This window comes from Streptomyces sp. NPDC058051, from assembly GCF_042885475.1.
GTDB lineage: Bacteria > Actinomycetota > Actinomycetes > Streptomycetales > Streptomycetaceae > Streptomyces.
Window position 1 is genome coordinate 93813 of sequence record NZ_JBHVRW010000008.1, and the last position, 22951, is coordinate 116763.

The window sequence follows — 22951 nt, forward strand, 5'->3', positions numbered from 1 at the left end:
CATGTCCCCCCCCGGAGTACGGACAGCCGCCTGCCGTCTGCCGCGTCGGCGATGGGCGCGAGCCGTTCACGTCGCGGGACGGGAAAATCACAGCGGAGGTGATGCGGGAGTGGGTCGGGAGTGAGTCGCGGGACAGGAAAATCGCAGGGGAAGTGATGGGGGAGTTACGTCCTGCGCGGTCCGCGCCGGGGGCACCCGGCCTCCTGACGACCTGTGATTGACTGATCCGCATGGCCCCCGCCTCCCCGTCCGCCCGTTCGGCCGCGACCGCCGATCCGACCACGGCCACGCGGCCTCGCAACCGCAAGCAGCTCATCGTCGACGCGGCCGGACGGGTCTTCAGCGAGCGCGGCTACCACGCGACGTCCATGGAGGAGGTCGCGGCAGGCGTGGGTATCACCGCGGCCGCCCTCTACCGGCACTTCCCGAACAAGTACGCACTGTTCGCCGAGTGCGCCGACGTCATGGTGGACGGACTGGTCGCCGCGCTCGCCGAGGTGCCGTCCGGGGCGTCCTTGACGGATCTGCTCACCGCCATCACCCGGATCACCGTCGCTCATCGCGCGTCGGGCGGCGTGTACCGATGGGAGGCCCGCTACCTCAGCCGCGAGGACCGCCGGCGGCTCGGGGTGAAGTTCGGCCGCCTCGTCGCGCGGGTCGACGAGGCGGTGCAGCGCGAGCACCCACTGCCCGACGAGCGCCTGCGGGCCATGGCGGCCCTCGGTGCGATCGGGTCCATCACGATGCATCACACGTCCATCGCCCAACGCCGGGCCGAGGACCTGCTGCTGGCGTCCGCGCTGCGCGTGGCCGCGAGTGATCCCGCCGCAGGCGGGCTGGGCGCGCACCCCGTCGAGCTGCCCGCCCAGCCGGTGCCGCGCACGCGCCGCGCGGAGATCCTCGCGGCCTCCATCCCGCTGTTCGCTCGGGACGGATTCGCCAGCGTCACGAACGGACAGATCGCGGAGGCGGTGGGACTGACCCCGTCCGCGCTCTACCGCCATTACCCCGGCAAGATCGACATCCTGACGGCGGCGTGCCTCCAGGCGGCGGGACTGCTGGCCCAGGGTGTGGAGCGGAGTCTGCACGAGGTGGCCGGCCCGCACGAGGCCATCGTCGCACTGACGGCGACATATGTGGCTTACAGCTTTGAATACACCGAACTCAACAGTGTTGCCGAGGCCGAGCTCGCCGGCCTGCCCGCCGACCTGCGGCGTCCTCTGGTCCTCGCACAGCGGGAACACATCGCCGTCTGGGAGCAGCAGTTGCGGCTGGCCCGTCCGGAGCTGGACCCACGCCAGGCCCGGGTGCTGGTGCACGCGGGCTTCGGCGTGGCGGTCGAGGCGGGACGCAGACTGCGGTGGCGGGACAGCCCTGACCACCGTGAGGCCGTGACCGTTCTGGTCGTGGCCGCCCTGGGTCTCTGAACGGCCGTCGGAACCCGGCACGCGACGAGACGCCGCGTCATGGGACGCCTCGCGCGAAAGTCCCCCTGACGCCCGCCCCTCGGCTCGTCTCCGGCGGGGCGGGCACCGATGGGAGCGGATCGGCGGCTCAGGCCGCCCTGTTCCCGGTGGGGATGGTGATGGGGGTGGTGGTCCCGGAGGAGCCCTTGTTGAGGAACAGCATGGCCAGGGCACGCACGAACTGGTCGACCGTGTAGAACGTGGCGGGCATGACGGGCGACAGCCCCTCACGGAACAGGATGTACGCCGGCCATGCGGTGCGGACCAGGGCCGCCGCCACGTAGTCGCGTTTCAGCCCCAGCCAGTCGCCGACCTCGTCGCTGAGAACGTAGCGGACGAACTCGTTCAGGAACCCGCGCGTGACGCCGAGGTCGATCTGTGCGGTCAGGCCGAGCAGTTCCTCGGCCAGCGCGATGCCCTCGGTCGACGGAGTGAGGATCGGGGTCAGCACCTGCGCCGACTGCGCTTCGGCCTCCGCCCAGGTCTGCGGAATGTACTCGTCCGGCACACCGAGCAGATGGATGGCGACCTGCCACGAGTGCAGGAACGCCTCCTGGTCCGCGGCCGGGAACGGGATCTTCCACTCGACCAGCTTCCTGTGGGCGTAGGTGCCCAGGCTGTGGAAGGTGACCAGGATGTCGGCCGCGCTGATCGGGATGGTCTCGTCGGCGACCGCCCGCCAGTGCGGCGACTGGGGCAGCAGGTGACGCACCGCAGCGTGCACCACGCGCGTCTTGTTGGCGGTGACGACGAACTGCCCCGTGGGCTCGAAGGCTCCCAACTGGGACAGGTCGTAGCCGAACGTGAACGTCTTGGCCGCCCGGTCCTGCATGTTGGCGCCACCCGCGGACCAGTAGACGCTCTTGGCCTCGCGCGGGATCACGGTGCTCATGATCCCGCTGCCCAGGCCGTACAGCATGAAGAGGTACGTGTCCCTGCGCCGGTTGAAGTCGGCGGCGCGGGCCAGCTTGACGGGGTCGGCCCAGGAGGGCAGTTGGTTGACCTGCCCCAGGTAGGCGGCGAATTCGGCCGGTACGCCGCTGGGAAGCGCGTCGTTGTTGTTCACCCACGACGCCCATGCGGTGTTGATCGTCGGCACATGGCCGTTCTCCAGCATCGAGACCATCAGCGGGTCCGCCAAGTCGTCCCAGATCCACGCCGGTCCGGTCCCCGCGGTGGCTCCAGTCACCGAGCCTGTCGACGCCCACGCCCGGGCGGGGTTCGCCACACCCACGAGGCCGAGTGCGACACCGAGGGACAGAATTTTTCGCCTGCTGAGATTTTCCATTGACTTACCTGCTTCCCTGATGGGCCAGATGGTTCGAGATGGCTTCCCAGACTTACGAGTTGCACGATCCACGCGTGATCGATCTTGTCACACAGATGTGATTTTCGATTAACATAGCGAGGTGCGTTGCCGTCGGCAATGGTGGTGACAGAGAGGTTCGTCGCCCCTGAGTGGTGCGCATCGTGACAACCGTGTGCCGGATGGTCCGGTGCACGTGGGCGTAGGGACGTCCGGCCAGGTCCGGGTAGGCAGTCCACCGGCGAGGTCATCGGCGAGCAGGCGGCTCCCCCGCTACGTACCCGGCGGCGCACCGGCAGTGGAGCCGGAAGCACCGCTCCGGTCATCGCACATGCTGCGGCTCACCCTTGTTGCACGCACCCACCGCACACCGGCGGGCACGGACGACGGTCGGCGTCCGCCACCAAAGGGGCAACAGGTGTTCGATCAGACGTGGTCTCGGGAACCTGCACCGGCATCAGCCGACCCTCCCGTGCATCGGCTCACACGACCGGCGCAGCCTGCCCCCTCACGGCGTCGGCGAGAGGACAGCGGCAAGCGGCGACGGACGCTTCCCACGCGCCAGTGCGCCAGGTCAGCGCACTCTTCCCCGAGGTTTCAGCGCCACCGGCGGCACCACCGGGGCGGGCAGCCGGTCGCCGGCGTAACCGTGCACCTCGCCGAAGCGCGAACCCTCGGTCCACTCCCGTCGAGCCTCCTCGATCTCCTCGTGCGAACGCCCGATGAAGTTCCACCACATGACGATCTCCTCCTCGAAGGGCTCGCCGCCGAGGAGCATGAGGCCCGCGTCGGTATCCGCGCGCAGGGGCAGTTCGGTGCGGCCGCAGCCCAGGTAGAGCATGGAGCCGGGCAGCACGGGTACGCCGTCGACCACGGTCCGGCCGGACATCGAGAGCACCGCGTACTCGAAGTCGGGGTCGAGCGGCAGGCGGGCCTCGGCACCGCCGGACAGGGCCAGGTCGGCGCCGACGATCGGCGTGTACGTGGTCCCGGGCGAGGTGGCGCCGTCGAGTTCGCCCAGGATCAGGGTTGCGGTGAGGCCGGGGGCGATCACGGTCGGCAGGTCGGTGTGGTGCTGGAAGTGCGGCTCGGCGTGGCGGTGGGCGTCCGGCAGGGCGACCCAGAGTTGGGCGCCGTGCAGAAACCTCGCATGCGACGCGGGGCTCTCCTCGGAGTGACTGATGGCCCGGCCGGAGGTCATCAGCCCCAGTTCCCGCGGCCGGATCGTGCGGAGACTGCCGAGGCTGTCGCGGTGCAGGACCTCGCCGTCGTGCAGCCAGCTGACCGTCTGCAGGCCCATGTGGGGATGGGGCGGTACTTGCATCCCGGGTTCGCCGGCGATGTCATCGGGGCCGTAATGATCGACAAAGGCCCATGCGCCGACCATCCGGCGACCCAGGTTGGGCAGCAGCCTGCGGACCTCGGTGGACTCACCCAGCCGGACGTGGCGCGGGCTGAGGAGTTCCCGTACGGGCTCGGCGACGACGAAGCCCCGTCCTCCACAGACGGAGAGTGCGGCCTGGCGATCGAGATTGCTCATGGCCCTCAACCTATTCCCGCACGAACGCCGGGTGCCGGTACCGACGCCGATTATTTAGTGGAATATTCAACCGATGGGGCATGTTCGTGTGAGCAGAGAACAGCTGAGCGTGCAGCCGGCTCAGCACCGGGCGGACCCGGGGACGGTCCGTGAACAAGGAGGACAAGTGAGCGACACCTACTTCGAGTTCGGTACGGCCGCCGACCGGTGGGACCGTGCGCAGATGTTCTTCGAAGCGAAGGAGTACATGACGGCCGCCCGGATTCTGGAGGGTCTGGTCGAGGAGGTACCGGAGCAGGTGTCCCCGCGGCTGCTGCTGGCCCGGACCTACTTCCACTCGGCTCGGCTCGGCAGGGCCGAGACGGAGCTCCGGGCGGTTCTGGAGCGCGACCCGGTCGAGCCGTACGCGCGGCTGATGCTCGGCCGCACGCTGGAGCGCCAGGGGCGGAGCGCGGAGGCGACCGGTCACCTGCGGATGGCGGCGGCCTTCTCCGGGGACTTCGACGGGGACTTCGACAGGGATCCGGCGCGGTCCTAGGCGCATCGCGCCGAGAGGTCGTGTCGTCGGAACTGCCGTCGTGCGGCCGAAGGCCAGGCGCAAGGCCCGGCCTTCGGCCGCACGACGGACGGTTCGCACGTCGCTCCGGCACCCACGGCCCGCTCCCCGGGGCGCGCCGTGAGCACGGAACCGTGCCGCTCGTGCCACAACGAGCCTCTCCCCCTGACGAGTTCAGCGATCGCGTTGCGCACCAGCACGTGATCCGCCGGCTTCGAACGGCTCTGCACACGCACGGTTTCCCCCCGTCCCCCGTCCGCCGTCCGCCGTCCGCCGTCCGCGCGATCAACGATCAAGGTCACCACGCGCCACCGCCACCCTGCACGTGCTGGCTAGTATCCGAGGATCACGCCGACGAATGGAGCGCACATGCCGACCGGAAGAGTCGCTTTGGTCACCGGAGGGTCGCGTGGCATCGGCCGGGCCATCGTCGAACGGCTCGGCGCCGATGGGGCGCGAGTCGTGGTGAACTACCGCTCCGACGCCGATGCGGCTGCGGAGGCCGTGGCCACCGTGCGGCGCACGGGCGGCCAGGCAACGGCGGTACGCGCGGACGTGTCCGACCCGGAGCAGTTGCGCGGTCTGTTCGAGGAGACGGAGCGGGCTTACGGCGGGCTCGACATCCTGGTCGGCAACGTGGGCATCGCGCGGTTCGCCTCCCTGGCCGACACCACCGATGAGGACTTCGAACAGGTCTTCGTGACCAACGCGCGTGCCACCTTCCTGGCCTTGCGTGAGGCCGCCCACCGGATACGCGACAAGGGCCGCATCATCGTGATCTCCAGCGGTGCGACGGTGACGGCACGGCCGGCGAGCGGCCTGTACGCGGCCAGCAAAGCGGCCGGCGAGCAGCTCGTGCTGGCGGCGGCCAAGGAACTCGGCCCGCGGGGGATCACCGTCAACAGCGTCCTGCCCGGCGCGACCCGCACCGACGCCCTGGAAGCAGGGGCGACCGCCGAAGCGCTGGCTGCGACTCGTGCGCAAACACCCCTGGGACGGCTCGGAGAACCCACCGACATCGCCGCGATTGTCGCCTTCCTCGCCTCGGAGGACGGTGCCTGGATCACCGGCCAGTCCATCCGTGCGGGAGGCGGCCTCTTCTGATCGGGACGCGGCCTGTCGTGGTCGCCCCGACCAGCGCGCGGGAACCGTGACAGGCCGCCTGAATGCTCAACCACGTGATGGGGCCGGGCCATTCGGCCTCCCCTGATGTCCTCGACGCGCCGCCGCTGCCGCATGTCACCGAGCCGGGCCACGAACCCCTGATCCTCCGGTCTCGGATGGTCGCGGTTGGTCGCGGCACGAGTCGTGTTCCCATCACACGGCCCTGATGAACGATCACGAGCTGAACGTCTCACCGCCTGGCGTGCACGAGCTCGTCAGCGATCGTGGGGGACGTTCGACAGGCGGTTCAGCCATTCCGTCAGGAGAGCGCCCTCAGCGGTGCTGAGCGCCGGGTCGGGCGACTGCCGCAGCAGTGCGTTCAGCCGGGCCGCCGCGGACGGCACCTGGGCCTCGGACACGGCAGCCCCCGTATCGTCCGCGCCTGCGGATGCGCCGGACACGTCCGGGGTGAGGACCGCGGCGAGCACGGCATCGCGCACCCGCCGCGACATGCCCGGATCATGGAAGGTGGCCGGGCGGGCGACGAGCATCAGCGCCACGCCGACACTGGCCGACATCACCATCTGCGCGGCCAGTTCGGGGGCCAGACGCAACTTGCCCACGGCTGCGGCCCGTTCCAGATCCCTGGTGAGGATCCGGTGGGATTCGAGAGCCGCGGCCGGCGGAGTGCGCATGGCCGGTGAATTCATCAGCCGGTAGAGATGGGGGTTCCGCTGGGCGAACTCGACGTGGATGTCCCAGCCGTTGCGCAGGTCCGCGATGGGGTCCGTGCTCTCGTCGCGCTGCCGCTTCGTCGCCAGGTACTGGTCGAAGCCGTGGTCCACCACCGCGGACAACAGGCCTTCCTTGTCGCCGAAGTGGCGGTAGAGCGCCGGGGCACCCACCTGCGCGGCCTCGCACACGGCCCGGGTGGAGATGTCCCCGTCCGGGGACTCCGCGATCAGCCGCGCCGCGACTTCCAGAATGCGTGCTCGTGTGCTCATCGCTCGGACGCTATCAAAGGCGCCCCAACGGATGCCGGACGACCGCACGAGGGACACAGCCCGATCCGGGTGGGCTCGACCGCACGAGGGACACAGCCCGATCCGGGTGGGCTCGACCGCGCGAGAGGAGCGCAGGCCGACGTCGGCTCCGGCGCACTCGGCCGCACAGAAAAGACGCAGGCCGGCCCCGGTGCGCCCGATCACGCAGAGGGAGCACCGGCCGCCCCCGGCGCGCTCAACTGCACACGAGACGGGGGCGCGTCCGTGACGGCCGGGACTCCGGGGCCGGAGCCCGCGCCGGTCAGCCGATGCCGCCGTTGGCACGCAGCACCTGGCCGTTGACCCAGCGGGCAGGACCGGCGAGGAAGGAGACCACCTCGGCGATGTCCTGCGGCGTGCCCAGACGTTCCAGCGGCGTCCGGTCGGCCAGACTCGCGATGGTCTGCTCGTCCTTTCCTTCCAGGAACAGGGCGGTGGCGGTCGGCCCGGGGGCGACCGCATTGACCGTGATGTCCCGCCCGCGCAGCTCCCGGGCCAGGATCAGCGTCACGGCCTCGACCGCGCCCTTCGTGGCCGCGTAGGCGCTGTAGCCCGGCAGTGCCAGCGCCAGCACGGAGCTGGAGAAGTTGATGATCGCCCCGCCCTCGCGCAGGCGGCGTGCCGCCTGCTGGTCCACGACGAACGTCCCGCGGATGTTGGTGCGGTGCATCCGGTCCAGAGCGTCCAGATCGATGTCGGCCAGGGGCGCGAGGGTCATCACGCCCGCCGCGTGCACGACGACATCGATGCCGCCGAAGGACTCCTCAGCGGCATCGAAGAGGGCCGAGACCGCGACCTCGTCGGCCACGTCGGCCCGGAAGGCGATGGCGCGCCCGCCCGCCGCGGTGATCGCCGCGATCGCCGACTCGGCCTCGGCCCGGTTTCCCGCGTAGTTGATGACGACGGCGAATCCGTCGGACGCCAGCCGCTCGGCGCTCTCACGGCCGATTCCCCGGGAACCTCCGGTGACGATCGCCACCCGGCGTGCTGTGGCGTGCTGCTCGCTCATGGCTGTACTCCCCTGTTCCGGGCGGCCGTGAATTCAGACCCGAAAGAATCAACGCTAACGCGATTACCGTAGCACTGCTACGCGCAGGTCGACCAGCGACACCGCCGCCGCCACCGCGCAATCCGGGTGCCGCGCTTCGGGGTCGCGTGATAATTCACTCGGTCATGACCGACCTTGAGACCTCCCGCCTCCTCCTCCGCCCGATGAGCGCCTCCGATGCCTTGCGGGTGATGGCGGGCGTGCCGGGAGAGGGCGCCCACTGGGCGCCCGGGTACCCGTCCCCCGGCGAGATGGCCGCGGCCGAGCGTTTCCTCGACACCTGTGCGACGACGGGTGACCCCAGCCCGTTCTGTTCGTACGAGATGCGGCGCCGCGAGGACGGGTTGGTGATCGGCGGGCTGGGTTTCCACGGCGCGCCGGACGAGAACGGGCAGGTCACGATCGGCTACGGCCTCGTCCCCTCGGCGCAGGGCATGGGTTATGCCTCCGAGGCGCTGCGCGCACTGCTTCTGTTCGCCCGCGACCAGGGCGTGCGCTGCGTGCACGGCGACACCGATCTGGACAACCTCGCGTCCCAGCGCGTCATGACGGCCGTCGGCATGCGTCTGGTGAAGGTGGACGCGCGCCTGAAGCACTACCGGATCGACTGGGATCAGCGGGCCGGGCGGTAGGCGCTCCCTCCCCGGCCGCCGGTCCGGCCACGCGGGTCACGACGACGGACCCGCCGGGCAGCTCCCGGCGGGTCCGTCGTCTTCCGGTGGTCGGTGGTGTGTCGGTCAGCCGGTCACCACGGCGGCCCGGTCCGCAGCACCGTTTCCGGCCCTGGAGGAGCCGGCTCCCGGTGCGAGAAGCCGTTCCGTCAGCCAGCCGAAGACGAGGCCGAAGGTGATCCAGAGCGTGGCCTGCACGGCAAGGGTGGCCAGGCGGAACTCCCACAGCAGGGAGGCCGGGAAGTCCTTTCCGACCTCGTTGTACGAGGGCAGGAACGCGTACGAGAGTCCGATCACGAGGACGTAGGCGGCGGATGCGGCGATGGTCGCGTTCCAGTTGCCCAGGCGGGGAGCCAGCCGCTTGCCGAGGATGACGGCGGCGACGGCCAGCAGCACACTGAGGGCGACCATCAGGAAGAACAGGGTGGTGCGTCGGCCGATCGTGTCGGGGTTGCCGACGGCCGGCGGGTTGGCCGGGTACTTCAGGAAGGGAACGACGTACACCGTCAGCAGGGCCGCGCCCGCGATCAGGGCTGCCGTGGCCCGCGGGCCGAATCTGCCGATCCGGCCGAGGGCGTAGCAGTAGACGAGAGCGGCGATGCCGCCGATCGCCACCCCGAAGACGAGCACGCCGGTGGCAAGGCCGGCGGTGGACTGCATGGTGCGGCTGACGAGTTCCTCGCCGCCGCCGTGGTCGTGGCTGTGGCTGTGTGCCTCTTCGAGGGCGATGGCCGCGTCGACGCGGGACTCGCCGAGGAAGTAGGCGACGACCAGAGCGAGCGCGCCCGCGACGAGGCCGGCCAGCATGCCGCGGACGAGCAGGGCTCTGACAGATATGGAGTTCATGAGGTTTTCCCTGGTTGGAAGTTACGTCAGTGGCAGGGGAAACCGAGGAGGTGGCGTCCGTCGTGGACCCACTCGTGGACGCTTTCGCCGGAGATGACCGCGGTGGCGCCCTGTTCGGCGCCGACGAAGTACAGCAGTACGAGCATGAGGATGCCGAAGAAGACCGCCCAAGGGGCAATGGCCTTCAGGGAGATGGGGGTGATCGCCGGTACGGCGGTGGCGGGCGCAGCACTCTGTGCCATGGCAGAACCTCCTGAGGGAACACGCGTCCCGATCGTGGTGCCTGAGACGAAGGTGCTGGGTCTGACTTCCCGTACGGGTACGGGTTCACAGTGGCGCGACCGTGCCGGATTCTCACCGGACTTCCGTCACACCTTCGCCATGTTCGTTGCGACGATACCGGCTGGGAGCGGACACGGCCATGGCCCCTTCGGGGCAGTGGCGCCCGGATGCCATGGTGGGGTGGCCAGAAGGGCCACCGTTCAGGGAGTTGACCCGGTCATGACGATCCAGGTGATGTTGATCTCACCGGCGCTCAACGCCGCGCTGCGCGAGGCCCGCTTCGACGGCGATGCTCCGCTGGACGCGGCCGGGGTCCGACAGGCCCGGGAGGCCGCGGCGGCGGTGCCTGCGGCCGACCGGTACGTGTGCGGGCCGTCGGAGCGGTGCGCCCGGTCCGCCGAGGCGTTGGGTGTGCGTGCCGCACTCGAACCGGCGCTCCGTGGCTGGGACATGGGCCGGTGGAGCGGGCAGCGGCTGGTGGACGTGAGCGCGCGCGAGCCGGAGGCGGTGTCGGCCTGGATGACCGATCCTTCGGCGGCCGGGCACGGCGGTGAGTCGTTGCTGACGTTCTGTGCACGGGTCGCCTGTTGGCTGGATTCCGTGGAGTCCGCGTACGACGGGGAGGACGGCCGGGTGCTGGGGATCGTCGAGCCCGCGGTGGTGCGGGCCGTGATCGTACGGGCACTCGGCCTGCCGACCCTGGCGTTCTGGCGGCTGGACATCGCCCCGTTGACGCTGACCGGGCTCAGCGGCCGGTCCGGGCGGTGGAATCTGCGGTGTGGGCAGCCGCTGTCCTCCGCCGCGGGGGACTGACGCGCTCTCCGCAACCCCGGCGGACAACCGACCGCTGCGGGGCGGTGAACGACGTCCCCGGCCCGCACGGCCACATGACGCCCCGTCACCGTCGGCATCGGCATCGGCATCGGCATCGGCATCGGCATCGGCGGACGCGACGTCTTCGACGAGCGCACGGTACGGGAAGGCGCGCCCCGCCCGGGGAAGCGCCGGACAGGAACGGGCCCCTTACGCGTCGCGGTACGTCTCCAGCAGGCGCAGCCAGATCTCGCTGATCGTCGGGTACGAGGGGACGGCGTGCCACAGCCGGTCGAGGGGGATCTCGCCCGCGACAGCGACCGTCGCCGAGTGCAGCAGCTCGCCGATGCCGGGTCCGACGAAGGTGACACCCAGCAGGACCTCACGGTCGAGGTCCACGATCATGCGGGCGTGGCCCTGGTAGCCGTCGGCGTACAGGCCGGAGCCCGCCACCGCGGCGAGGTCGTGGTCGACGGCGCGCACACGGTGGCCCGCCTCCTCGGCCTCAGCGAGGGTGAGGCCCACCGATGCGGCCTCGGGATCGGTGAAGACGACCTGGGGGACGGCCGCGTGGTCGGCGGAGGCCGCGTGGGCGCCCCATCGGCCGGTCTCTGTCGGTGCGCCCGCGGCACGGGCGGCGATCGCCGCGCCCGCGATGCGGGCCTGGTACTTGCCCTGGTGGGTGAGGAGTGCCCGGTGGTTGACGTCACCGACCGCGTAGAGCCAGCCGGTGCCGTCCACGCGACAGCTGTCGTCGACGCCGAGCCAGGAACCGGGCTTCAGACCCACTGTTTCGAGGCCGAGGTCGTCGGTGCGCGGGGCGCGGCCCGTGGCGAAGAGGATCTCGTCGGCCTCGATCTGCTCGCCGGTGTCCAGCTCCACGGTGACCGGGCCGTCCGGGACCGCGCGCCGTACGGCGGTCGCCGAGGTTCCGGTTCGGATGTCGGCGCCCGCCTCCGTCAGCGCGCGGGCGACCAGCTCGCCCGCGAAGGGTTCCATCTTCGGCAGGAGTCCCTTGCCGCGGACCAGCATCGTCACCCGGGCGCCGAGGGCCTGCCAGACAGTGGCCATCTCCGTCCCGACGACGCCGCCGCCGACGATGACGAGGCGGCCGGGCACCTCCTTGGCGCTCGTCGCCTCCCGGCTGGTCCACGGGCGGGCCCCGTCGACGCCGGGCAGTGCGGGGACGACCGCGCGGCTGCCGGTGCAGACGGCGACGGCGTGCCGGGCGGTGAGCCGGTGCTCCGTGCCGTCGGGAGCCGCGACGGAGACCGTCTTCTCACCGGTGAGCCGGCCCTGGCCCCGGTAGATGTCCGCCCCGATCCCCTCCAGCCAGGTGACCTGCCCGTCGTCCTTCCAGTGCGAGGCGTAGGTGTCACGGCGGGCAAGGACGGCCGTCGCGTCCAGCGGTCCCTGCACGGCCTCGCTGAGGCCCGGGATGCGGCGGGCGTCGGCGCGGGCGACCACCGGGCGCAGCAGGGCCTTGCTGGGCATGCAGGCCCAGTACGAGCACTCGCCGCCGATGAGTTCCACCTCGACGACCGCTGTGCTCAGACCGGCCGCGCGGGTACGGTCGGCGACGTTCTCGCCGACCGGGCCCGCTCCGATCACCACGACGTCGTACTCGGTGTTCAGGGAAGCATCTGTCATGGGGACAGTCTTATCGCCGGGTGTACGCGACGGCCACATGGGCAGGCGGAATAGCGCAAGCACAGACACCGTTGTGCGGAACACGTCCGAGCGGGCACAGGAAGAGGTAACACAGCATGAGCACCGTTGAGCTCACCAAGGAAAACTTCGATCAGGTCGTCAGCGACAACGACTTCGTCCTGATCGACTTCTGGGCTTCCTGGTGCGGCCCGTGTCGGCAGTTCGCGCCGGTCTACGACTCGGCGTCGGAGCGTCATGAGGACCTGGTCTTCGCCAAGGTCGACACGGAGGCGCAGCAGGAGCTGGCGGCGGCCTTCGAGATCCGCTCCATCCCCACACTGATGATCGTCCGGGACAACGTGGCGGTGTTCGCCCAGCCCGGGGCGCTGCCGGAAGCGGCGCTGGAGGACGTCATCGGGCAGGCGAGGAAGCTGGACATGGACGAGGTGCGCAAGTCCATCGAGGACCAGAAGAACGAGCAGAAGTAGCACCGGAAGGAGGCGCCCGCGCGCAGGAGCGGGGCGAGGTGCCGCAGGAGCGAGGCAAGAGGCCCGGCCGCCGGACACCGACCGGCAGCCGGGCCTCTCTGCCTGGCCGCACACGGCCGGCTCTCGCTCAGCCGGCGGAGTCGCCCTCGGTATCACTGTCGGCATCGCTGTCGGCGCTGCCCTGGGTGGGCTTCTCCTTGATCCGGACCGACAGGCCGTAGTCCAGCTCGGCACCGTCGACCAACAGGGCCTCGACCGTGCGCGTCGCCGGGTCGATGTCCGCCACGACGCCGTCACCCGAGTACCGGGGGTAGCCCGATGCCCCGGTCTCGCCGGTCGCCGCCACGACCGCCGAGCGGATGGCGCCGGCGGACTCGGCGGCGTCGGTGGAGTCCTCGGCGAATCCGGGGACCAGCAGGATCTCGTAACTCTGCGGATGGCTCATGGTCATGACGCTAAGCAAGCGGCGCGCGGTACGCATGTCGCGGCGCCGGTGCCCGGTGCGGAGGGGGCGACTCAGCTGGATTCGCGGTGGACCACCCCGACCCGCAGCAGCTCGTGGTGCTCGGGGCCGCCGCCAGGGTGCTGCACCAGCCGGTCGACGAGGTCCGCCAGCGGCTGTGCCGTGGCGAGCTCCATCCGAACGGTGCTGAGCCGGGGCCGCAGCAGTCTGCCGAGCATCAGGTCGTCGGCGCCCACCACGGCCGTCTCCTGGGGCACCTCGATGCCGGCGTCCTGGAGGGCCCGCATCAGGAGCATGGCGTATTCGTCGTTGTACGCGAACACGGCGTCCAGGCCCAGGGTGCGCCAGCGGGCAGCCAGCCGGGCGGCCGACTCCTCCTCGTAGCGCAACGGCAGAGGTTCGATACGGGCCCCGTGCCCGGACGCGGCCTGCCGGGCTCCGGCCAGCCGGGGTTCGGCGAACAGGCCGAGTCCACTCTCCTCGGGCATCACGACGCCGATGCGCCGCCGGCCGCGCTCCAGCAGATGTCCGATCGCGCAACGGCCGACCTCCCGCTGGTCCATGACCAGCGCATGGGCGCCGGCCACAGGCCGGGGCCCGAGGGTGATCACAGCCTTCGCTCCGGAGCGCCTGAGTACGGATATGCCCTGCGGCGTGAGCTCGATCGTGCCGGGCGCGATGACGGCGGCGGGCCGGAGTTCGGCCCAGGCGCGAGGCGCGTCGTCGGCGTCCAGACCGGTGCTGCCGTACTGGACCACGGTGTAGTCGAGGCGGCGCAGCCCGGATTCCAATAAGTGGAAGAAGTGGTGGTGCAGGGGGTCCGTGGGGAAGTGCACGGTGGGCAGCAGCACCGTACGGGTGTGTCCGGCACGCAGACTGCGGGCCGCCGCGTGTGGCACGTAGCCCAGCTCGGTGGCCGCTTCCCTGACCCGGCGGCGGGTGGATTCGCTGATCCGGACGGCCGCGTTGTTGTTCAGTACGTACGACACGGTGGCCCGGGAGACTCCGGCGAGCCGTGCTACGTCGGCGCTGGTCGGGACGGGGCCTTCGGTGGGCTGTTTCGGTAAGTGGCTCATGGCGTCGGGCAGTCTTCCAGACCTGTGCGGTACGGGTGCGCTCCGGGGCATGGACGACTCCTCGACGACGGGACTGCGCGGCCGGGTGGCCAGGACGGCGGGGGGTGGGCCGGTCGGCGAGGTGATCGTACGGACCCTGGGTGGCGCCGAGCACTCCCGGAGCCGGGCGAGGAACGCGCCGGGCGGAGGAACGCGTGGGGCTCGGCGCGGTGATGAGCTGATCGAGCGTCTGCGTGCTGCCTGCTGCCTGCTGCCTGCTGCCTGCTGCCTGCGTGAGAACGATGGTGTGAACCTCAACCTCCGGTACAGCGTGAGGTCGACGTCGAAGTCGAGGTCAAAGTCGAGGTCGAGGTCGAGGTCGGCTGTGCACGGAGCGGGCAGGACGCCGCGCGATCACATGCGGGAGTGCGGGGGTGACGGCGTGTCCGGTCGACGACCGGCGCAATCACCTGCGGGGAGGCGGGGGTGACGGTGTGTCCGTTGCCGGTGCTTTGGCCGGTCGTCCCGGTACGGGGCGGCTGCCCGCGCACCGGCCCCGCTCCGCAATCCGGGCCGCGCAGGTCCTACGGTGTGGGGATGAGCATTCAGCACCGTGCCGACAGCACCGACAGCCCGACGTCCTTCCCCGGCCGCACCGGCCCGACCGCCACAGCCGAGGCCGACCCGCACGACGCGGGCCCGGTCCGTACCTCGTACGCCCCCGACCGGGACGGCGACCCCGACCCCGGCGAGATCGTCTGGACGTGGGTGCCGTTCGAGGAGAACGACGGGCGCGGCAAGGACCGCCCGGTCCTGGTAGTGGCCCGGGAAGCCGCGGGCACCCTGCTCGCCGTGCAGTTGTCCAGCAAGCAGCACGACCACGACCACGAGTGGCTGGCGCTCGGAGCGGGACCGTGGGACAGCTCCGGCCGCCCGTCCTGGGTCGACCTCGACCGGGTGCTGCGGATCCATGAGGACGGGATGCGGCGTGAGGCATGCGCCCTGGACCGGGCCCGGTTCGATCTGGTCGCCGGTCGGTTGCGGGAGCGCTACGGCTGGAACTGACTGTCGAACGTCCGCGCGAAAGCAGACCGGGTAGGGGCTTCGGGGCCGCGGTCGAGAATGCCGAAGACGACCTGCTCGAAGTGGCCGGCGAACCTGCCGCCGTCCAGGAGCAGTGCCCGGAACACACCGGCCACCTGTGCCGGATCGTTGCGGAACACACCGCAGCCCCAGGCTCCCAGGACCAGCCTGCGGTACCCACGCACCGCCGCGACCTCCAGCACCCGCTCGGCCCGGGACGCGAGCGCCGCGGGTATGCGGTCCGCGTCCTCCGGATCACGGCTGCGGATCACCCCGGCGTTGGGCGCCGGGGAGGTGAGGAAGCCGGCGGTGTACGGGACGTCGAGCAGCCGCCCCCGGTCGTCACGGAACACCGGCACGCCCGGCGAGTGAATCACCCGGTCGGTGTAGAAGGCGCTGCGTTCGGCACGGTGGTGGGCGTAGTACTCGGGTGCGCGCAGCAGTGTGGCGTACAGGGCGGAGCCCCTGCACAGGGCTTCCTCCTGGGCCTGTGCGCCGTTGAGGTAGCCACCACCGGGGTTGCGGGCGGAGGCGTAGTTCAGGACGGCGACCTTGCCGGGCCCTTCGCCGGTCATCCGGCGCGCCGCCTGAAGGCTGCTCTCGTCGGTGACCTCGACCGCCGTTGAGCGGTCGGAGTCGAGCGCGGCGACGGGCACCGGCTCCGGACCGTAGAGCCTGGTGCCCGAGAGCGCGGCGCTCAGCGCCCGCTCGATGCTCACCTCGCGCCCGCCCTGGGTGCGGTAGCGCCCCGCCTCGACAATGGCCTCGGTCTCCCGCGCGATCCCGCGCAGTCGTGCGCTCATCGGTACTCCCCCGTGTGGTGCATATGGGGCATGCTCGGCGCTCCGGCGGCACGGATGCAACCGAATTTCCGACGCACAGGGGCACTCTTGTGCGATCCCCCTCAAAGGGTTTGGGTGGTAGGGACGAACCGAGACGAAGGAGGCCCGGCATGTCATCCGAGACACCCGGCGACCACCGTCCGCCCGGCCAGGCCCCGCCCCTCGACGAGGGCGGGGCCGAGGACTTACTGCGCTGCATCTGTTTCAAGACCGGACCGCCCCGCACGGTGGGCGTAGAACTCGAATGGCTGATTCACCACCGGGATCTTCCCCGCGTCCCGGTCCCCCACCACCGTCTCGACGCGGCCACCGCCGTCCTTCGGACCCTTCCTCTGAATGCGGCGCTCACCTTCGAACCCGGCGGCCAGCTGGAACTCAGCTCGCGCCCCGCCGACTCCCTGATGGCGTGCGTCGATGCCACCGCCGCCGATCTGACCGCCGTACGTGACGCCCTGGACCGGCTGGACCTCGCGCTCGTGGGCCTGGGTGTCGATCCGTGGCACCCGCCGCGTCGCCTGCTGCGCGAGCCCCGCTACGACGCCATGGAGATCTCACTGGACCGGTCGGGACCGGCCGGCCGAGCCATGATGTGCACCACCGCGTCCGTCCAGGTATGTCTGGACGCAGGAGAGGAGGAACCCGGTCCGCTCGGCTACGCGCGGCGCTGGCAGCTGTCCCATCTGCTCGGCGCGGTACTGGTGGCGGTGTTCGCGAACTCGCCGTTCCAGTCCGGCCGCCCGACGCCGTGGCGGTCCACCCGGCAGTCGCTCTGGGCCGACCTCGACCCGTGGCGGTCGCTGGCACCATCGGGCCATCTGCCGCCGCGTGACGCCTGGGCCGCCTATGTCCTCGACACCCCGGTGATGTGCATCCGGGACGACGAGGGGCCCTGGGCCGTGCCGCACGGCCTGACCTTCCGCGACTGGATCCGTACCGGCGCGCCGAGACCTCCCGTGCGTGCCGACCTGGACTACCACATCAGCACGCTGTTCCCGCCCGTACGCCCACGCGGGCACCTCGAACTGCGCATGATCGACGCACAGTACGGGGCAGACGGGTGGCTGGTGCCGCTCGCCGTCACCACTGCCCTGTTCGACGACCCGGAGGCAGCCGAGACCGTGTACCGCACCGTCAAACCACTGGCCGAGACGGCCGGGCCGTGGCCCGCGCCGCGCAATCAGCTCTGGATGGGCGCCGCCCGCGACGGACTGACCGATCCCGAGCTGCGGGCGGCAGCCGCGACCTGCTTCCGGCTCGCGCTGGAGGCGCTGCCCCGGATGGGCGCGTCCACCGCGGTGCAGGAGGCGGTGGCGGACTTCAACGACCGCTTCGTCGCCCGGGGCCGGTGCCCGGCCGACGACCTTCCCGAACTGCTCGCGTCCGGCCCGGCGGCCGATCCGGGCCAGTACTTCGAGGGGCCCCGCTCATGACCGACTCCCCCACACCCGCCACACCCGGTTCCCCCACACCCGCCACACCCGCTTCGCCCACACCCGCCGCACCAGGTTCGCACCGTCCGGCCGGTCCGGACGAGGTGGACGTCGAGGCGCTGCGGCAGCGCGCGCTCGCCGCGCTGCTCGACGCCCGTGAACGCACCACGCTCCTCACCGAGAGTGTGGACGACCACGAACTGGCCGCCCAGCACTCACCGTTGATGTCGCCTCTGGTCTGGGACCTCGCCCACATCGGCAATCAGGAGGAGCTGTGGCTGCTGCGTGCGGTGGCCGGGCGGGACGCGATGCGCCCGGAGATCGACGGCCTGTACGACGCCTTCGAGCATCCCCGGGCGGCCCGCCCCTCGCTGCCGCTGCTGGCACCCGCCGAGGCCCGCTCGTACGCCGCGGAGGTACGCGGTCGCGCCCTGGACGTACTCCAAGGGACGGCGTTGCGGGGCGACCGGCCCCTGGTCCGGGCCGGGTTCGCCTTCGGCATGATCGCCCAGCATGAGCAGCAGCACGACGAAACGATGCTGATCACTCATCAGCTCCGGTCGGGGCCCGCCGTTCTCACCGCCCCCGTGCCGCCCTCCCCCACTGACGCGGCAGCCCTGCCGGCCGAGGTCCTGGTCCCGGGCGGCCCGTTCACCATGGGTACGTCCACCGAGCCATGGGCCCTCGACAACGAACGCCCCGCCCACGAGCGCGACGTGCCCGGCTTCTTCATCGACACGACCCCGGTCACCTGCGGCGCATACCGGCGTTTCGTCGAGGACGGCGGCTACGGCGAGCGGCGCTGGTGGACCTCCGAGGGATGGGCGATGGTCCGGGAGCACGAACTGGCCGCGCCGCTGTTCTGGCACCGGGACGCCGGTCAGTGGCTGCGCCGCCGCTTCGGAGTGACCGAGACGGTCCCCGAGAACGAACCCGTGCTCCATGTCAGCTGGTACGAGGCGGACGCGTACGCCCGCTGGGCGGGACGCAGACTGCCGACCGAGGCGGAATGGGAGAAGGCCGCGCGCCACGACCCGGCGTCGGGGCGTTCGCTGCGCTATCCGTGGGGCGACGAGGACCCGACCCCCGAGCGGGCCAACCTGGGACAGCGCCATCTGCGACCGGCACCCGCGGGTGCGTATGCCGCAGGCCGTTCACCGCTCGGCGTGCGGCAGCTGATCGGTGATGTGTGGGAGTGGACGTCCAGCGACTTCCTCCCCTATCCGGGCTTCTCGGCGTTCCCGTACCGCGAGTACTCCGAGGTGTTCTTCGGACCGGCGCACAAGGTCCTGCGGGGCGGTTCGTTCGCCGTGGACCCGGTGGCGTGCCGGGGGACGTTCCGCAACTGGGACCTGCCGGTGCGGCGCCAGATCTTCTCCGGATTCCGTACCGCGAGGGATTTCTGATGTGCCGTCATATCGCTTATCTGGGACCGTCGGCAGCCCTCGGCGATGTGCTGACGCGACCGCCCCACTGCCTGGTGCGCCAGTCCTGGGCACCGAGACACCAACGGCACGGGACGGTCAACGCCGACGGCTTCGGCGTCGGCTGGTACGCGGACGGCGATCCGGTCCCCGGACGCTATCGGCGCCAGGGCCCGGTCTGGGGCGACCAGACGTTCGCCGACCTGGCCCGAGTGGTGCGCAGTCACGCGCTGCTCGCCGCGGTGCGTGACGCCACCGAGGCGAGCGCCGACGGCGAGGCGGCTGCCGCCCCCTTCGCCGACGGACCGCTGCTGTTCAGCCACAACGGCGCGGTGACGGACTGGCCGAGGTCCCTGGCACCGCTCGCCGCCGCTCTGCCCCCGGCCGAGCTGCTGACACTCACCGCCCACTGCGACTCGGCCCTGGTCTGGGCCCTCGTACGGCACCGTCTCGCCGACGGCGACGCACTGCCGCAGGCCGTCGGCGACACCGTCCTCGACGTAGCAGCCGCGGCGCCGGACTCCCGGCTCAATCTGCTGCTCGTCGACGGCACGACGATCGTGGCGACGGCCTGGGGCGACACCCTGTGGTACCTCGCCGAGCCCGGCCTGCGCACGGTCGTGGCCTCGGAGCCCTACGACGACGATCCGCACTGGCGCGCGGTCCCGGACCGGACGTTGCTCACGGCGACGCGCGCCGACGTTCTGCTGACCCCGCTCAAGGAGCCCACTGCGTGAGTCCCTTTCTGCTGACCCGCACCCTGCCGGTGGACACGACGGACGCGGCGCTGCGCGCCGATGTGCTGCACGGTCTCACCCGGCATCCGAAGACACTGCCGCCCAAGTGGTTCTACGACGCGCACGGCAGTGCGCTCTTCGAGGAGATCACCCGGCTTCCCGAGTACTATCCGACCCGCGCCGAGCGCGAGATCCTGATCGACCGCGCCGAGGACATCGCCGGGACGTCCGGCGCGCGGACCCTGATCGAGCTGGGATCGGGGTCGTCGGAGAAGACCCGGCATCTGCTGGACGCCCTGCCCGCGCTGCACAGTTACGTACCCGTCGATGTGAGCGAGAGCGCACTGCGCGGCGCGGCGGAGGCCCTCCTCGTGCAGCGGCCCGATCTCTCCGTGCACGCCCTGATCGCCGACTTCACCGGCGGTCTCACGCTGCCGGACACCCCCGGACCGCGACTGATCGCGTTCCTGGGCGGCACGATCGGCAATCTGCTGCCCGAGGAACGGTCGGTGTTCCTGAGGTCGGTACGGTCACTGCTCTCACCCGGCGACACACTGCTGCTCGGTACGGACCTGGTGAAGGACGAGAAGGTACTGGTCGCCGCCTACGACGATGCGGCCGGGGTGACGGCGGAGTTCGACAAGAACGTGCTGAGGGTCGTGAACCGGGAGCTGGGCGCGGACTTCGACCCGGACGGCTTCGACCACGTGGCGCTCTGGGATCCGGAGCGGGAATGGATCGAGATGCGGTTGCGGGCCCGGGAGGCGGTCACGGTCAAGCTCCCGGACCTGGATCTGGTGGTGGCCTTCGAGGCCGGGGAGGAGATGCGGACGGAGGTGTCGGCCAAGTTCCGTGAGGAGGGCGTCCGCGCCGAACTCGGCGCGGCCGGTATGCGCATGGATCAGTGGTGGACGGATTCCGAGGGGCGGTTCGCGCTGTCGTTGGCAACGGCGGTCTGAGCCCGGCGGGCCAGCGTGCGGCGGTCCGGCCGGTCGGCCGCCGGGATCTGCGGAAGGACGTGGATCTCCGCGGTCAGACCGGCCGCCGTCACCACCCGCCACAGTGAGGCGAGGAGCGGATCGTCTCCGACGAACGCGGCCGCGCCACCCGGTGCGGTGTGCCCCGCCGGTGCGGTGTACTCCGACGGTGCGATGTGCCCCGCCAGTGCGGTGTGCCCCGCCGGTGCGGAGCCCTCGTGGCCGGGCGGCCGACTGCCCGGACCGGCCGTGGACACGGTGGCCGCGGGGCGGCCCGTCCGGCCGACGGTGCCGATACGGCGCGGTGCTTCGGTGCGATAGCTGATGCGTACGGGACGAATGAGGGCGTCGGCATCGATCGCGGCCTGGAACACGGCGGGCCCGAACCGGCCGCCGCCCCGACCGCACCAGGTGGTGCCCTCCGGGAAGGCGACCACCCGTGAGCCGCCGCGCAGCGCAGCCGCGACGCCGTCCACGGCCGTGGGCAGTGCGCGCAGCCGGTCGCGTTCGACGAAGAGTGTGCCGCCGGCCGCGACGAGCCGGCCGAGCAGCGGCCAGTTCCGTATCTCGCACTTGGCCAGCATCCGGCCGGGGAACACGGCTGCGACGAGCGGGATGTCCAGCCAGGAGATGTGATTCGCGACGACGAGTGTGCCCGGCGCCCGCGCTGCCCCGGCAGGCGCCGCGGGCCGGCCGGTGATCCGCACGCGTACCCCGAAGGCCCGGACGACCCCGTACGCCCAGCACCGGACCAGCCGCTCCCGCCGGGCCGGGCCGAGCAGCAGGACGAACGGGGCACCGAGCACCCCGGCCAGGATGGTCGCGCATCCGGCGAGCAGCAGGGCCACCGCCACCGGGCGGCCCCGCGTGCGGCCGTCGTGGCGGGCGCAGGTGCCGGGCGTGCAGGGTGCGGTGGGCAGCCAGGCGTTCACCGCAGTGGGGCGAGCGCGAGGAAGTGGCGCAGGTAGCGGGGGTCGGTGCGGCGCAGCGACAGCAGTACGTAGAGGTCGGCGACGTTGAAGTCGGGGTCGTGGGCGGGTGCCCCGCAGACCTGGGCGCCCAGGCGCAGATAGCCGCGGAGCAGGGGCGGCAGCGTGGGCAGTCCGGTGGGCACGTCCGCCTGTTCCGCGAGAGGGGCGGCGGGCTGCCAGAGCCGATGGGGAGTGACCCAGTGGTCCTCGGGTGCCAGGTACTTCGTCCGTACGGTTTCCCACGCGCCCGCCGCTGCCAGGCCGCCGTCGGCGAGGGATATCGAGCAGCAGCCGGCCAGCCAGTTGTGCCCGGTACGCTCCATGTAGCGGGCGAGTCCGGCCCAGATCAGCGCGATGACGGCGCCGTCACGGTGGGCCGGGTGGACGCAGGACCGTCCGACCTCGACCAGGTCGTCGCGGATCGGGCCGAGCCGCCCGAGGTCGAACTCGCTCTCCGCGTAGAGGCGTCCGGCGATCCGCGCGCGGTCGGGCGGAAGTACCCGGTAGGTGGCGACGACGTCGCCGGTGGCCTCCTCCCGTACCAGCAGATGGTCGCAGTACGCGTCGAACTCATCGCTGTCCAGGCCGGGTTCGGCTCCCTCCAGTCGGGCGCCGAACTCTCCGGCGAAGACCAGATGGCGCAGGCGCTGAGCCGCGCGCACCTCTTCCCGGTCGACGGCGAGGGACACCCGGTAGCGCGACGGGGTGGGAAGGACGGGCTGCGCGGGAACGACGGGAGCAGTGGGGAGAGAGGTGGCGGGCAGCGCGGGAACGACGGGAGCGGTGGAGAGAGAGGTGGCGGGCAGCGCGGGAACGACGGGAGCGGTGGAGAGAGAGGTGGCGGGCAGCGCGTTCATGACGGTCTCCGGGGACGGATCGGCAAGGGCGGCCGCCGGACCGTCGCGCTGCTGCGACGGTCCGGCCCCTTACTTCTTCCGTGACCGGCTGGATTCGACGTGACCGGTTGGCGGAGCCGGGATGTGCGAAGGCTGAATCCCCGGGTGCGCCCGGAGTCCGGGTGCGTCTGCCGCCGGTCCGGCCGGTCCGGCCATGACCGAAGCCAGAGGGTTCCCGGTCCGGCGGTGACCGGTTCTCGGGCCTGGCCGGGTCCGGTTGCGGCCGGTCCGGGGCGTCGTCCGGCCGCGGTCCGGAGCCT

The 22951-nt window shown here is 71.4% G+C and carries 23 protein-coding genes and 1 riboswitch; of the genes, 11 read left to right on the top strand and 12 right to left on the bottom strand.

Annotated features, from left to right (window positions below):
* Window positions 1-230: 230 nt before the first annotated feature.
* The gene (locus tag ACFVUT_RS15530; RefSeq protein ID WP_389650281.1) at window positions 231-1427 is read left to right on the top strand and encodes a TetR/AcrR family transcriptional regulator; all 1197 of its coding nucleotides are present in this window, start codon (window positions 231-233) and stop codon (window positions 1425-1427) included.
* Between the two features lie 127 nt (window positions 1428-1554).
* On the opposite strand, the gene ACFVUT_RS15535 is transcribed toward ACFVUT_RS15530, so the two are convergent.
* Window positions 1555-2754, bottom strand: a complete 1200-nt coding sequence (locus ACFVUT_RS15535; protein ID WP_389650277.1) for an oxygenase MpaB family protein — start codon at window positions 2752-2754, stop codon at window positions 1555-1557.
* Between the two features lie 592 nt (window positions 2755-3346).
* Window positions 3347-4312, bottom strand: coding sequence for a pirin family protein (locus tag ACFVUT_RS15540; protein WP_389650274.1), 966 nt, complete (start codon window positions 4310-4312; stop codon window positions 3347-3349).
* Window positions 4313-4478: 166 nt separating this feature from the next.
* Between ACFVUT_RS15540 and ACFVUT_RS15545 the strand changes: the two genes are divergently transcribed.
* The gene (locus ACFVUT_RS15545) at window positions 4479-4850 is read left to right on the top strand and encodes a tetratricopeptide repeat protein (protein WP_389650271.1); all 372 of its coding nucleotides are present in this window, start codon (window positions 4479-4481) and stop codon (window positions 4848-4850) included.
* Between the two features lie 387 nt (window positions 4851-5237).
* Window positions 5238-5972 (top strand): SDR family oxidoreductase, encoded by a 735-nt coding sequence (locus ACFVUT_RS15550; RefSeq protein WP_389650268.1) that lies wholly within the window; start codon window positions 5238-5240, stop codon window positions 5970-5972.
* 275 nt (window positions 5973-6247) lie between these two features.
* On the opposite strand, the gene ACFVUT_RS15555 is transcribed toward ACFVUT_RS15550, so the two are convergent.
* Together ACFVUT_RS15555 and ACFVUT_RS15560 are read right to left on the bottom strand one after the other, a co-directional pair.
* Window positions 6248-6976 (bottom strand): TetR/AcrR family transcriptional regulator, encoded by a 729-nt coding sequence (locus ACFVUT_RS15555; RefSeq protein WP_389650265.1) that lies wholly within the window; start codon window positions 6974-6976, stop codon window positions 6248-6250.
* Between the two features lie 301 nt (window positions 6977-7277).
* Window positions 7278-8024, bottom strand: a complete 747-nt coding sequence (locus ACFVUT_RS15560) for an SDR family oxidoreductase (RefSeq protein WP_389650262.1) — start codon at window positions 8022-8024, stop codon at window positions 7278-7280.
* A 164-nt stretch (window positions 8025-8188) separates the two neighbouring features.
* Here ACFVUT_RS15560 and ACFVUT_RS15565 point away from each other — a divergent pair, with 164 nt between their 5' ends.
* Window positions 8189-8695, top strand: a complete 507-nt coding sequence (locus ACFVUT_RS15565) for a GNAT family N-acetyltransferase (protein ID WP_389650259.1) — start codon at window positions 8189-8191, stop codon at window positions 8693-8695.
* 105 nt (window positions 8696-8800) lie between these two features.
* Here ACFVUT_RS15565 and ACFVUT_RS15570 read toward each other — a convergent pair whose 3' ends face one another.
* Window positions 8801-9580, bottom strand: a complete 780-nt coding sequence (locus ACFVUT_RS15570) for a CbtA family protein (protein WP_389650256.1) — start codon at window positions 9578-9580, stop codon at window positions 8801-8803.
* Window positions 9581-9606: 26 nt separating this feature from the next.
* The gene (locus tag ACFVUT_RS15575; RefSeq protein WP_389650253.1) at window positions 9607-9822 is read right to left on the bottom strand and encodes a CbtB-domain containing protein; all 216 of its coding nucleotides are present in this window, start codon (window positions 9820-9822) and stop codon (window positions 9607-9609) included.
* Window positions 9823-9825: 3 nt separating this feature from the next.
* Window positions 9826-9974, bottom strand: a riboswitch (adenosylcobalamin (AdoCbl) riboswitch).
* Window positions 9975-10081: 107 nt separating this feature from the next.
* Between ACFVUT_RS15575 and ACFVUT_RS15580 the strand changes: the two genes are divergently transcribed.
* On the top strand, window positions 10082-10675 hold the full coding sequence (locus tag ACFVUT_RS15580) for a histidine phosphatase family protein (protein ID WP_389650250.1): 594 nt from the start codon (window positions 10082-10084) through the stop codon (window positions 10673-10675).
* Between the two features lie 210 nt (window positions 10676-10885).
* On the opposite strand, the gene ACFVUT_RS15585 is transcribed toward ACFVUT_RS15580, so the two are convergent.
* Window positions 10886-12325, bottom strand: coding sequence for a dihydrolipoyl dehydrogenase family protein (locus ACFVUT_RS15585; RefSeq protein WP_389650247.1), 1440 nt, complete (start codon window positions 12323-12325; stop codon window positions 10886-10888).
* A gap of 116 nt (window positions 12326-12441) precedes the next feature.
* Here ACFVUT_RS15585 and trxA point away from each other — a divergent pair, with 116 nt between their 5' ends.
* Window positions 12442-12813, top strand: a complete 372-nt coding sequence (gene trxA, locus ACFVUT_RS15590; protein ID WP_389650244.1) for a thioredoxin — start codon at window positions 12442-12444, stop codon at window positions 12811-12813.
* 127 nt (window positions 12814-12940) lie between these two features.
* Here trxA and ACFVUT_RS15595 read toward each other — a convergent pair whose 3' ends face one another.
* Entirely contained in the window at window positions 12941-13258 is a 318-nt protein-coding gene (locus tag ACFVUT_RS15595) for a hypothetical protein (protein ID WP_389650240.1), read from the bottom strand.
* Window positions 13259-13329: 71 nt separating this feature from the next.
* Window positions 13330-14352, bottom strand: a complete 1023-nt coding sequence (locus ACFVUT_RS15600; protein ID WP_389650237.1) for a LacI family DNA-binding transcriptional regulator — start codon at window positions 14350-14352, stop codon at window positions 13330-13332.
* 576 nt (window positions 14353-14928) lie between these two features.
* Between ACFVUT_RS15600 and ACFVUT_RS15605 the strand changes: the two genes are divergently transcribed.
* Window positions 14929-15396, top strand: coding sequence for a type II toxin-antitoxin system PemK/MazF family toxin (locus tag ACFVUT_RS15605; RefSeq protein WP_389650234.1), 468 nt, complete (start codon window positions 14929-14931; stop codon window positions 15394-15396).
* Here the strand turns inward: ACFVUT_RS15605 and ACFVUT_RS15610 are convergent.
* Complete coding sequence (locus tag ACFVUT_RS15610) at window positions 15381-16217, bottom strand: TIGR02452 family protein (protein ID WP_389650230.1); 837 nt, start codon at window positions 16215-16217, stop codon at window positions 15381-15383. The genes ACFVUT_RS15605 and ACFVUT_RS15610 overlap by 16 nt on opposite strands.
* A gap of 149 nt (window positions 16218-16366) precedes the next feature.
* On the opposite strand from ACFVUT_RS15610, the gene egtA reads away from it, so the two are divergent.
* From egtA to egtD, 4 genes are read left to right on the top strand one after another with little or no spacing between them, the layout of a single operon-like run.
* A complete protein-coding gene (gene egtA, locus ACFVUT_RS15615) occupies window positions 16367-17686 on the top strand; it encodes an ergothioneine biosynthesis glutamate--cysteine ligase EgtA (RefSeq protein WP_389650227.1) in 1320 nt (439 codons plus the stop codon).
* The gene (gene egtB / locus ACFVUT_RS15620; RefSeq protein WP_389650224.1) at window positions 17683-19092 is read left to right on the top strand and encodes an ergothioneine biosynthesis protein EgtB; all 1410 of its coding nucleotides are present in this window, start codon (window positions 17683-17685) and stop codon (window positions 19090-19092) included. The genes egtA and egtB overlap by 4 nt, the downstream gene beginning before the upstream one ends.
* Window positions 19092-19847, top strand: coding sequence for an ergothioneine biosynthesis protein EgtC (egtC, locus tag ACFVUT_RS15625; RefSeq protein WP_389650221.1), 756 nt, complete (start codon window positions 19092-19094; stop codon window positions 19845-19847). The genes egtB and egtC overlap by 1 nt, the downstream gene beginning before the upstream one ends.
* Window positions 19844-20806, top strand: coding sequence for an L-histidine N(alpha)-methyltransferase (gene egtD, locus ACFVUT_RS15630; RefSeq protein ID WP_389650218.1), 963 nt, complete (start codon window positions 19844-19846; stop codon window positions 20804-20806). The genes egtC and egtD overlap by 4 nt, the downstream gene beginning before the upstream one ends.
* Here the strand turns inward: egtD and ACFVUT_RS15635 are convergent.
* Complete coding sequence (locus ACFVUT_RS15635; protein ID WP_389650215.1) at window positions 20749-21756, bottom strand: lysophospholipid acyltransferase family protein; 1008 nt, start codon at window positions 21754-21756, stop codon at window positions 20749-20751. The two genes, egtD and ACFVUT_RS15635, sit on opposite strands and share 58 nt — an antisense overlap.
* The gene (locus tag ACFVUT_RS15640; RefSeq protein ID WP_389650212.1) at window positions 21753-22652 is read right to left on the bottom strand and encodes a GNAT family N-acyltransferase; all 900 of its coding nucleotides are present in this window, start codon (window positions 22650-22652) and stop codon (window positions 21753-21755) included. Before ACFVUT_RS15640 ends, ACFVUT_RS15635 begins: the two co-directional genes overlap by 4 nt.
* Window positions 22653-22951 lie beyond the last annotated feature (299 nt).